Genomic DNA, 11,563 nt, shown 5'->3' on the forward strand with positions numbered 1-11,563 from the left:
CTGGCCGTCAAAGACACTGGTCCGGCACGTTGTGTTTCTGCAGGCTGCAGAACCGCCGTCCGACCACAGGACGATCTCAGGAGGGTAACGATGAACCACAGACAGTCCACTTGCCTCAATCCCTGCATGGTCCTGGTGGCTACCATGGCCGCCGTGTTGATGTGTGTCTTTTCCGCTCTGGCAGCGCCTGTCGCACCAGCACCGGCACCCGTCGAGGGCGTCGACTGGTACCTAAGTGTCTGCCAGGGCACGCCGATCATCCCCGACAGCGGTGTCACGCTGCGTCTCACAGACGGGCGCCTCGGCGGGAACGGCGGCATCAACCAGTACTTTGGCTCCTACAAGCTCGACGGCAACAAGATCGCGACCAGCGATCTGGGGATGACCAAGATGGCAGGCCCCGGTCCGCTGATGATCCAGGAATCGACCTACGTGCACGCGCTCTCCCTGGCCGCGACCTTCCGGGTCAGCGCCACCACGCTCGAACTCGCCGACGCGACGGGCAAAGTGGTCGCCGTCTTCGGGAAGCAGCCGGTGACCCTCAAGAGCCTGGTGGAGGGACGCACCTGGGTACTCACCTCCTATGACAGTCAGACCCCTCTGGCCGACAGTCAGGTCACCCTCGCTTTCGAGGAGGACAGGGTCGGCGGCTCCGCAGGCGTCAACCAGTACTCAGGCGTCTACGTGTACCGGGACTCCGAACTTACCATCTCCCGCGTCGTCGCGACCAAGCGTGCCGGCGACCCGGCGCTCATGAAGCAGGAGGCGGCCTACCTGAGCCTGCTGAACAAGGCCCAGGGCGTGCGGGTCGGCCCCTCTGACCTCAGGCTCACTGACGCCGTCGGACGCGTTCTGCTGCGCTTCTCTCTCCTCTCACAGAAGCCCGGCACGGAGCCGGTTGAGACGCCACCCGTTGCGCCTGTGCTCACCAGCCCGAACCAGGGCGACCGTGTGGGCCGGTCGGTTCAGATCGCCGGGCACACGGGCGACGGTCGGCCCGCCGTCATCGCGGTCATCACCGACACCTACTATAAGGGCAGCACGCTGGTTGGCTCCGTACCCGGAATCCGCCACCGCACCAGGGACACAGGCGAGTTCTCCTTCCGGGTTGCCACGCCGAGTGTGGGCGGCGCCTCCGACCGCGAGATCCGCTACATGATCCGTGTGTTCGAGGTCCGCGCTGACGGAACCCGTGGACCGGAAGCTACCGTGCGCGTGTATCCCGAGTAGCCTCCTTGAGAGCCGCAACTCGTCACAAAGGATAGTCCTGCCATCACTAAAGACGGCAGGACTATTACTTTATGCATCGAATATACAGGGGCTGGTCCTCATGATCGCGGTCAGACTGCGGAGGGATCATCGTGACAGGTCGCCTCGTGGTTATCCTTGTGATTGCCCTTGCGCTCAGCCTCACCCTCCTTGCCGGCGGCGGGACGACCCGGAGGCGGCTCAACTGGTCGGCAGATGCGAAGTCGCGGACGAGACCGTGACGCTGGTCCGCTGCCCGAGCGTGGTCCACGCCGCGATGGCGGCGATGGCCACCAGGGCGAGCAACAGGGCGTACTCCACCGTCGTCAGGCCGGCCTCATCTACCCACAGCGTATTGGACATGGCAATCTCCCTCGCGGCGTGCCCGGTGCGTCGCGGCCGAGGCCGGTCAGTGAGCCGGGCTGTCTGTCTGGTGCATTGCCCGGAGTATGATGGCCGACCCTTAGGCGTTCATCCCACGACGACGCAAGTGCGTCTCAACGAGGTGCGAGTGGGTCGGGGGGTGCGGCGAGCAGATCACCCGTTCGATGAGGCAGGGTCTGGACTTCGAGGCACCACGGTGATCCGAGCCCACAGGCCTGCCGGTGGACCGCCACAAAAAAAGTTCGAGGATTGCTTATCACACGAGCAGGATGCCGCCTCGATGGGACGAACCTCTACAATGCTGGGGGCTATTGGGGGAACGCGTTCCGCCATTTTGGGGGACCATTCCAGAGGTCGCTTCCGGTGGCCGACGGGCCCAAGAGGACTGCTCTTGGTCGCTGACAGCACCGCAATCTGACATCACCGCCACATCTCTTGGGCCGTCCCTGAGCAGCGTGATTAGGCTGCCGGGGGCGGCTTTTCACATTCCCGGCGAGAGTACCCCGCAACGGGGCTCGGACAAGGAGGCGAGCAGACTGGGGGATGCAACGCGTCAAGGGCTCGACCCAAACAGACTCACAGATGGGAGGATGAGAGAGATGGTTGGGTTGCGATGGCGAACCATAGGCGTGATCGCCGCTCTGCTCTTCATAGGGACTGGACCGCCCGTGTGGGCGGCGATCCAGAGCAACTTCACGACCGATGCGGAAGGCTGGACGACTGTCCGGTCAAGTATGACCCATGTGGACACCGGGGGGCATCCGGGCGGCTATCTCGTGTTCCAAGACACTGTCGATGGCTTGTCGGGGTTCGCGGCCTCCAACCAGTACCACGGCGACTTGCGGGCCTACAACCGTGGGACCGTCAGCTTCGACATGATGACCCTCGACAACTACACGCCGAACTACCCTGAGACAGGCTGGGTGTTGTTCTACGATCTCGATCCCACGATTCCCGTGTCGTACATCCGGGATCTGGTCCCCACGGGGGAGCCGAGTCCGCAGAACGTCTGGCACAGCTTCTCGGCTACCCTCAACTGGGACCAGATGACGCCTGACGCCGCACATCCGGCACCACCCAGTGAAGCGGCGTGGTTGGACTTCTTGGCGGATGTGGACAACGTGGTTGTCTTCCTGGACTGGAATGTCGTGGCAGACGAGCGTGCTGGTTTCGACAGCTTCAGGCTGACCGAAGGCCCGAGTGCCGTCCCCGAACCCTCCTCCTGGGCCCTGTTGGCCTGCAATGGGCTCTTCGTGGTCGTGGTCGGCCTGCTGAGACGCAAGCGGAGGGCGTAGGCCCTGACGCATAGTGGGATGTACAGAGGGCCGCCCGCAAGACTGAGGCGGCCCTCGGCTTCGGTGAGGCAGGCCGTCGGTGGCCGACCATAGCGGGGCCACCATCGCCACGCCCTCGCCTCAGTGCCCCCTCGTCACCTGCCGCAGCGGCACCGGGCATAGGAACCGCAGGCCCTGCTCGCCGGACCTGAAGCAGTGGACCTCGCCGGGCGGGATCGGCGTGGCAAGAGGGATGCAGCGTGGTCTCGCCCCCCATGAGCGGTAGCCACGCGGCTAGCTGCCGGCCTCCGACCACCAGCCCAGTTCGGCCCGTGCCCGGCCGATGTCACCAAGAAGTCGCAGTCGCACGCCGCTCGGGCCGTCCACCCCATCCACGCAGCACAGGAGTACCTAGAAGCCGTCCGTGCCTGGGTGGCACTCACACTGCAGCTTCCACCATCGCTTCCTCGACTGCCACGGGAACCGATTCCTGGTCGCTGAGTGCCTCCCCGGCTACGGTGCCACCTGGGCAGACCTCGAAGCCGACCTCTTCGTGATCACGCCGCGTGGATAGACGTCGACGAAGGGCGTCGCCCGGAAGACCCTCGCGAAGGAGAGGAAGCCCTGCCAGTGCCCTGGAGGGCAGGACTCCCGTTGTGCACGCCGAACAGACACGCACGGGTCCTCATGATTGCGGTCGGAAGGTGGAGGGATCATCGTGACAGGTCGCCTCGTGGTTGTCCTTGTTCTCGGCCTCACCCTCGTTGCCGCCGCTTCCTCGACAGACGTGGTTCGCCTCACCTCAGGCCGTTGCTGTGAAGCCGGCTGGTTCTCACCCGATGGCAACAGCATCCTGTACCTGCGGCACCAGACCGTCGGCGAGGGCCCTCCGGGCAGCCCCGGCCCCGTTACCGAGATCAGCGTGTGCCTGTGGGAAAAGGGCCAGAGCCGTGACCTACTCCGCATCGAGCCCGGTCGTGAGCCCTCGCGAGGCTCCGTGCGGCTTATTCAGCGCTATCCCGTAGTCCACTGGCTGGAGAGCGGCAGGTGGTTGCTGGTGGTGGAGTGGAATGACCCCGACAAGGCCGCAGGGACCCTCGTGCGCATCGCCGATGGCTGGAAGACGCGGGTCGAGCGCTCCGGCAACTGGTTCTCCGCCGACGCGAAGCTGAGCCTTGACCCCGCCACCCAGAGCCTGATCGCCCATTACCTCAGCCGCAGCCAGTTCTTCCGCGCTCCGGCCGACCTGCCAAGAGATCGCAACGGCACCTACTATGACTGGACAAGCCTCTCGCGCGACGGTCTCTGGGCTCTGGGCGAGGCCTACCGACCGAACCCCGGCGACTGCGCCTGCGGTGCGCCCTACTGGCCCCGCTCGGTAGCCCTGTGCCGCCTGTCGACGCACCGCGTGACGCTGCTCACCTCAGATGACAAGACCGCAGCCAGCCAACCCCGCTTCTCGCCGGACGCAAGCCACATCGCCTACGTGGCGCGCTATCGTCTGTCCGAGGAGGGCGATAGCGAGACCTCTGAGCCCAAGTACCAGCACCTGCGACTGCTCACCCCGGATGGGTCGGTACGCCAGCGTCTTGCCCCGGAGGCCGGGCACGTCAGCAACTTCGAGTGGCTCGACAACCGGCGGATCGTCTACACCAACAGCCAGCCGGTCAAGCCACCCGCGGCGCAGTCGAACCAGTACTGGCGAGATGCCCAGCAACTGGCCGTCGTGAACATCGCCACCGGATCGCGGACCGGCCTCACCGCCGGCGACTTCCACCATCGGTATCTCGATTGCCACGGGAATCGCTTCCTGGTCGCCGAGTCCCTCCCCGGCTACGGGCCCTGGAAGGACTGCAAGGCCGATCTGTTCGTGATCACGCCACGAGGGTAGAGACAGGCTAAGGCCTTGGCCCGCAAGGCCACGGAAACGCTGGGGCCTGGCGACGGGGTGATCTCGCACCCTCGCATCGCCAGGCCCCTTTGCATGTTCGGCCTGTCCAGACTTCCCACTGACTAGATCGGCTTACGCCTGCGGAGCCACCACAGTAGCAGCACCACCGGCACCCAGAAGATCGCCGTCGCCAGGATCCAGCCGAAGGCGCGTCCGGAGTTCTCGAGCACACGCTGCAGGAAGGCACCCGGCCCGGCGGTCTCCGTGATCGTGAGGTCGAGGACCGCAAGGTGAGTGTCCCTGCTCAGTCCCTCCAGCCGTCCCTTCTGGGCCTGGTTGTTCTGGCGCAGGTCCAGGATCTGCTGATACAGCTCCCGTCGCTTCGCGGGATCGGTCTCCTTCTCGTACTTCGCAACGAGCTCGTCCTCGCTGGCGCCTAGATCCCGGATCCCCGCGCCTCGGTTGTAGTACTCCTCAGTTCGGTCCTCGGTCTGGCCCTTCAGTTGCACCACGTGACCGAGCTCCCGCAACTGCGCCACCACACCGTCGATCTGGTCTACCGGCACCCTGGCCGTCAGGTGTCCCTCGCTACGCCCGGAGTCTTGCACAGTGAGGCTCTCATTCGCGATGAACCCGCCGGCCTTCTGGATCAGGGCCCGTGCCCGGTCGAAGGCATCCTCGACCTTCTCGGTCTCGATCCACATCTGTCGACTGATCATCTGCTGACGCTCACCTGAGGTATCGCGCCAGGGCCGTGCAGGCACCCCTTCTTCTTGGTATCCTTCCTCGGACAGGACCACACCATCGGCCCGGCGCCCACTCACCGGCGGTACGCCGGCCGGGCCCGCTGCAGTGCCCCACGCCCGCGAGACCGGACTCAGGGGCTTTTTCACTGCAGGCGACGGCGCCTCAGGTGCTTCGGCCGCATCCATGCCCGCGTGGGTACCGGCTTTGAGACCCGCCTTCGCGAATACCCCCGTCTGGGTCAGCATGCTCATCCCCACGCCCGAGACCACGACCACCAACAGCAGCCCGGCGGCGACGCTTGCATAGCGGGAGAGCTGGTGACCCCAGGTGCTTGGCGCTGTTCGCTTCTCGGCGTCACGCAGGGCACGGACGCACCGCTGCGCAAGATCCGCCGGTGGATTCTCCGTTGGGAGGTTCTCCATTACCTCGTCAAGGGGCGACTCTGAGTTGTCCCTCTTCTCCTGTTCCATCCTCCTGCGCCTCCTTTCCCAGGGACGGCTGAAGCATGACCCACAGCTTCTTGATGGCCTTGTACAGCCGCCACCGAATCGTACCCGCCTCCACACCTTCCGCCTCGGCGATCTCCACCGCAGACACTCCGGCGAAGTACCGGAGCGCAACCGTGCGACGGTAGGGCTCTGGGAGCCGACCCACTGCCTCGCAGATCACATCCGCCCTCTGACGCAGCAAGGCCAACTCCTCCACCGTCGGGTCGGCTGCAGGGAGATCGTCCTCAATCTCGCCGACCACTTCCTGTCGTCCCTGCCGGCGTCGCCAGTCTCGCTGGCAGTTCAGAGCCACACCATACAGCCACGTCTCGACCGTTGACCGTTCCTCGAAGCGATCTATGCTCTCGTAGGCGGCCACGAAGGTCTCCTGCGTGAGGTCGGCGGCTGCTTCTGGATCGGCGGTTGCCCGAAGGTGCAGGTTATACACTCGTCGGTTCTGCTCAGTGACAAGGCGGTCCCAGGCGGATCGCTCGCGCTGCTTGAGCCGCCGCACCCGACTTGCCGGTTCCACCCTTCCGAAGAGGTTCATCCGCGATCATCCCCTCCTCAAGGGCCGCTGGTGACTGGACCTGGTCATGGCGACCTCCCTGGACCTGCCCGGAGCCCGAGCCTCCCGGCCTCCGGTGCGGTTCTCTGACGTCCGGCTTCCAACCTGGCAACGCGCGTCAGTAGCTAAGTGGTCCACGCGCACCGAAACGTTGGTGGTTTTCGGAGCGACTATCGTGAAGCGCAGCTAACCCGCTGCATGCTTCCACGGCTCTCCCTTCCTCCTGTTCGCTACTGGAAGGGTCCGTCCTGCCCTGTAACGAGTGGCTAAAGCCTTTCTCCAGAGGGTATGAGTCAGGAGGGAGGAGCGTCTGCACGGCGAAGGTTTACTGTAACACAACCACCCACGGGCTCTGGAGGTGTCAGGGATGAACTCCACGCGGATGGTCTGTCTCGGTCTGTGTCTCCTCGCGGCAACCGCCCTCGCACAGGAAGCGATCTGGATTGAGGGCGAGACCCCCACTCGCTCCAAGGTCTTCAAGCACGGCTGGTACAGCAGCGTCAACAAGGAGCTCCTCTCCGGCGGGGAGTGGATCTCCAACTACAGCAACGACCCCGAGGCCTGGGCGGAGTATCGCTTCCCGGTGAAGACCGGCGGCGACTACACTCTCTGGGTGCGCTGTAACCCCATCAACACCTCCCTGGAGTACTCGCTCGACGGCGCTCCTGCAGCCGCCCTCGACCTTGCCAGCGATCCACGCGGTCGGGTCCTGATCTCTGCTACGCCCGACATTCGCGCCCTGGCCTGGTTCAAGGTCGGGCCACTGGCTCTGCCCACAGGCGAGCACTCCTTGCGCTTCACCTTCACCTCGCAGGAACGCCACCACGGAGGCATCGACTGCCTGTGCTTGGTCAACTACGCCTGGGTGCCCACGGGTCGGGGGAAACCTGCCGGGGCGAGCGAGCCGCTGGCTGCCCTGCGACCGCCGGAGCCCGCACCCACGGCGACCGGGCAGCCTGCTCGACCGGCCGCTCCCCGGGTCGCAGCACCGAGGGTCCTTTCCGGTCTGGGCTCCTTCGTGTGGATCGAGGGCGAGGACGCCGTGGCCAGCAGCTTCGTCAAGAACAGTTGGTACAGCGGCGTTCGGCGGGAACTGCTCTCCGGTGGCGACTGGCTCTCGAACTATGCCGACTCCCCGGGCGGCGCGCAGTGGCAGTTCACAATCGACGAGGCCGGCGACTACACCTGGTGGCTGCGCTGCAACCCAACGCGGTCAGCTCTCGCCTACAGCCTCGACAACGGTCCCCTCACCACGCTGGACATGACCGCCGATCCGCGGGACCGCATCAACCTGGTCGAGGCCCTCGACCACCGATTCATGGCTTGGTTCAAGCTCGGCACGGTCAAGCTGACGACGGGGCCTCACAACATCAAGATCGTGCTCTTCGGCGACCTCAAGAACAGTGGCGGCATCGACTGCCTGTGCTTCGTCAACTTCCCCTGGGCGCCCTCAGGCGTCGAGAGACCCAAAGCACCGACCCCGACACGAGTGCCTGCGCCGGAGGAGTGGTTCGCCTTCACGCCCGATGACGACAGCTACTCGGATCAGTCCATCATCGACCTGAGCAGTCTCCTGCACAAGCCTGCAGGGCGATACGGCTTCCTCCAGCGCCGGGGCAAGGACCTCGTCTTCGAGCAGCAGGGCACGCCCGTCAAGCTCTGGGGACTGTGCGCCACGATGGCCCGCACACCGCAACTCCAGGGGCAGCAGGCACGCCTGTACGCCAAGTATGGCCTCAACATGCTCCGGACGCACACCCTGGAGGCCACCATCGGCGTGCTCGTGAAGGACCCGGTGACAGGTAAGCGGGATTTGGATCCCAAGCGCCTCGACCAGTGGGACCGCTGGTTCGCCACCCTCAAGAGCCAGGGCATCTACAGCACCCTCTCCTGCTTCTACCCGCATGAGATCACGCCCGACGACGGCTGTCCGACGGAGCTGTACGAGGAGCTTCCGGCGCTCGGAAAGGGTCGCAGCAGCTCAGGGATGGTCAACTTCGTCCCGGCCCTACAGCAGGCCGAGGAGGAGTGGCTCAAGGCCTTCCTGCTGCACAAGAACCCCTACACCGGGCTGCGCTACATCGACGACCCGGCCGTCGCCGTCCTGGAGGTACACAACGAGGACTGCATCTTCTGGCACGCACCGCTGAACGACCTGGCCTCCACGCCAAGTAAGCTGCCTCGTCACAGCGCCTTGCTCAAGCGCCTGTGGATGGAGTGGCTGCAGAAGCGCTACGGGGATGATGCCAAACTGAAGGCCGCCTGGGGAACCGGCATGAAGCCCGGCGACTCCGTCAGCAACCCGGCGATGTCGATCTACGGGGCCTGGGAGATGGCGGCCGCCGGTCCGGAGCGCAACAAGGTGGTCGCGACGGCCGAGCGCAAGCGCATGGGGGACTTCATCCGATTCCTCGCCGAGACCCAGCGGGCCTACTACGAACGCCGCGAGAGCATGCTGCGCGGACTGGGCTACAAGGGTCTGACCGTCACCACAGCCTGGCGCGCCGGCGGCCCGGCAGCCGACCCGGCGAACCTGTGGTGCGATGATGCGATGGACATGATCGACCGCCACAACTACTTCGGTGGCGGCGCAGGGCGCCACTCCATCGCTCCCGGGAAGGTGGACAACGGCACACACCTGGCCCAGCCGGGTTCGGGGATTCTCGCCAGCGGGCTCTACCAGATCGAGGACAAGCCCTTCTGCATGACCGAGTGGACCCAGATGCCGCCTAACCAGTGGAAGGCCGAGTGCGCTCCGCTCATGGCCTTCTACATGATGGGCCTGCAGGGCATGGACATCTCCTGCCACTTCGCCGGTACGCGTCCGCGCATGGGCGCAGGCTGGCCCGACCTTCGGTCCTACGTCACCGAGACCCCTCACTACCTCGGCCAGTTCCCCGCCCTGGCCTTCGCGCTCTACAAGGGTCACATCACCGAAGGGCCTCTGGTTGCCGCGCGGAGGCTCAAACTCGGCGACGTGTTCCAGGGCATCGACGCCTTGAGTCAGGACTTCACCGGCGGCGGCTATGACGCCAAGGCCCTGCAGGGCAACCTCGCGACACCGCAGGAGGTGCTTGCGATTGGTCGGGTGACGGCGAAGGTCGCCGACGGTCAGGAGCCCTCCTTCGCCGTGGACGGGAGCCGCTACTGGGACAAGACCGCCCGGATCGTGCGCAGCGCTACCGGAGAGCTGACCTGGGACTACGGCAAGCGAGTCGTGACACTACGGACGCCGAAGACCCAGGCAGTCGTCGGCTTCGCCGGGGGCGCTGAGTACGACCTGCCCGGCGTCAAGGTGCAGATCAAGACGCCCTTCGTGAGCCTGTTGTTCACGCCGCTGGACGACAAGCCCCTCGCGGAGTCCGGCCACATCCTGATCACCGCCCTGGCCCGCGACCAGCAGAAGGGCGCTGAGTACAACCAGGACGGGACCGAGCTGCTCAAAACCGGTGAGCCGGTGCTGATGCTTGAGCCCGTGCAGGCCACGGTGACGCTCAAGGGAGGCCCCATCACCTCGGTGCGCGTCGTCGACCTCTACGGCGTCCCGACGAAGCAGGAGGTCCAGCGCCAGGGCAACACCTTCAGCCTTGATGGGCGGTACGCGACCTACTACTACGAGATTCTGCGGTAGTGACGCCGTGCCATGCCGGGAGACTTGAACAAGCAGACCTTCAAGTCTTGACGGTTCATCGATGACAACGTAAAGTACACAATCGTTACTGCCGCGCCCGAAACTACGGCCTTCGGGGTACAAAGGTGCTCTGCAGTTCGTCCCGCAGAGCCCTGCCCCGTCAGTGCCGGCTGAGGACCCTGGACGGGAGACCATGGCTCACCCGGGACGCATTGTCTACGCTCATCCCCCACAGACGGATGGGATTCGTTTCTTCTACATCACCTACAGTCGTCGGCGCAGCCTCTGTGAGCTGAAGATGGCGGCCGAAGAGGGCGAACCGACGGAACTGGAGATTGCCCCCCTCGACCTGATCGCCATGCTCGAAGAGGGTCGCTGCAACGGCACGGCTCTCGACGACAACATCACTCGCCGGGCACTCAAAGCGCTCCTCGATCTGGCCGAGCGTCGCGGTCTCTCCTGACGAAGCCGCTCTGCAAGCCCTTCGGTGTGCGCGTGTTCATCCTGCGTCCCGCGCAATCAGGAGCGAAGTGAGCGCCATGCCGCCGTCAGGCCCAAATCCCTTTGAGCCGCTGGAGCCGGAGGCCTTCGCGGACCCCTACCTGTGGCCGCCCGAGGCCCTGCGCTTCCTGAAGGGCGAGGGTGATTGCCTGCAGGTTCTCGGCGGCGAGGGTATGGGCAAGACCACGCTGCTGCGACTGCTCCAGCGCGAACTCGAGGCCACGGGCGTCAGGACGCAGTATGCGTGCCTCCCGGCCGTCGACACTGTCGAGCTACCCGGTGTCGAGCCCGGCGTGCTGGTCCTTCTCGATGAAGCCGACCGTCTCTCTCGGGGTGAACTCGGGGAACTGCTCAGGCACCTGCGGGAGTCCGGCGGACGCCTGGTTCTGGGAACGCACCGGTCTCTGGCGGCCCAGGTGCGTCGTGCGGGACTGACCTGTCTTGAGGTGCGGCTTCGCCCCCTGCGGCGGATAGAGGAATTGCGGGCGTTGCTCCAGACACGCCTCCGGCAGGCCGGCTGGCACCTTGACGACTGGCTGCCCGAGGCCGCGGCAAGGCGGCTGCTCGCAGCAGGTCGCGGCAACCCGCTGCGGTGTCTGCAGCTTGCCTACGAGTTGGGCGAGGAGGTTGGTAGTGGGCACCCCGTCTCCCCGGAAGATGTGCGTCGTGCCGAGTCGGCGCTCACTCGCGCTCTGAGCTGACACGCGGAGTGACTAGGAAGGGCAGCGTCAGACGATTGTCCACCCAGATCGGGATGTCCACGCGCACTCGCACACACCAATCCATCTTCACGTAGCGCCCCTCGAAGCTCACCGGACCGGAGTCCGGCAC

At 65.4% G+C, this 11,563-nt stretch carries 10 protein-coding genes; 7 read left to right on the forward strand and 3 right to left on the reverse strand.

Going from position 1 to position 11,563, the window contains the following annotated elements:
* The first annotated feature begins 90 nt into the window (after positions 1–90).
* Positions 91–1,230 carry an META domain-containing protein gene (locus ABFE16_13835; protein ID MEN6346375.1) on the forward strand — a complete coding sequence of 380 codons (1,140 nt, stop codon included), beginning with the start codon at positions 91–93 and terminating at the stop codon, positions 1,228–1,230.
* A 219-nt stretch (positions 1,231–1,449) separates the two neighbouring features.
* Here ABFE16_13835 and ABFE16_13840 read toward each other — a convergent pair whose 3' ends face one another.
* Entirely contained in the window at positions 1,450–1,611 is a 162-nt protein-coding gene (locus ABFE16_13840; GenBank protein ID MEN6346376.1) for a Flp family type IVb pilin, read from the reverse strand.
* Positions 1,612–2,231: 620 nt separating this feature from the next.
* Between ABFE16_13840 and ABFE16_13845 the strand changes: the two genes are divergently transcribed.
* From ABFE16_13845 to ABFE16_13855, 3 genes are all read left to right on the forward strand, one after another.
* Positions 2,232–2,927 (forward strand): hypothetical protein, encoded by a 696-nt coding sequence (locus ABFE16_13845; protein MEN6346377.1) that lies wholly within the window; start codon positions 2,232–2,234, stop codon positions 2,925–2,927.
* 403 nt (positions 2,928–3,330) lie between these two features.
* Positions 3,331–3,480, forward strand: coding sequence for a hypothetical protein (locus ABFE16_13850; protein ID MEN6346378.1), 150 nt, complete (start codon positions 3,331–3,333; stop codon positions 3,478–3,480).
* 144 nt (positions 3,481–3,624) lie between these two features.
* Positions 3,625–4,797: a hypothetical protein gene (locus ABFE16_13855; protein MEN6346379.1), complete on the forward strand. Its 1,173-nt coding sequence runs from the start codon at positions 3,625–3,627 to the stop codon at positions 4,795–4,797.
* Between the two features lie 122 nt (positions 4,798–4,919).
* On the opposite strand, the gene ABFE16_13860 is transcribed toward ABFE16_13855, so the two are convergent.
* Positions 4,920–6,014, reverse strand: a complete 1,095-nt coding sequence (locus ABFE16_13860) for a DUF4349 domain-containing protein (protein ID MEN6346380.1) — start codon at positions 6,012–6,014, stop codon at positions 4,920–4,922.
* Positions 5,974–6,582 (reverse strand): sigma-70 family RNA polymerase sigma factor, encoded by a 609-nt coding sequence (locus tag ABFE16_13865; protein ID MEN6346381.1) that lies wholly within the window; start codon positions 6,580–6,582, stop codon positions 5,974–5,976. Before ABFE16_13865 ends, ABFE16_13860 begins: the two co-directional genes overlap by 41 nt.
* A gap of 385 nt (positions 6,583–6,967) precedes the next feature.
* On the opposite strand from ABFE16_13865, the gene ABFE16_13870 reads away from it, so the two are divergent.
* The 3 genes from ABFE16_13870 to ABFE16_13880 all read left to right on the forward strand — a co-directional run bounded on the left by ABFE16_13870 (position 6,968) and on the right by ABFE16_13880 (position 11,433).
* On the forward strand, positions 6,968–10,231 hold the full coding sequence (locus ABFE16_13870; GenBank protein MEN6346382.1) for a hypothetical protein: 3,264 nt from the start codon (positions 6,968–6,970) through the stop codon (positions 10,229–10,231).
* A 193-nt stretch (positions 10,232–10,424) separates the two neighbouring features.
* Entirely contained in the window at positions 10,425–10,694 is a 270-nt protein-coding gene (locus ABFE16_13875) for a hypothetical protein (protein ID MEN6346383.1), read from the forward strand.
* Between the two features lie 76 nt (positions 10,695–10,770).
* Positions 10,771–11,433 (forward strand): hypothetical protein, encoded by a 663-nt coding sequence (locus ABFE16_13880; protein ID MEN6346384.1) that lies wholly within the window; start codon positions 10,771–10,773, stop codon positions 11,431–11,433.
* The last annotated feature ends 130 nt before the right edge of the window (positions 11,434–11,563 follow it).

The sequence above is a fragment of the Armatimonadia bacterium genome (assembly GCA_039679385.1).
Lineage (GTDB): Bacteria > Armatimonadota > Zipacnadia > Zipacnadales > JABUFB01 > JAJFTQ01.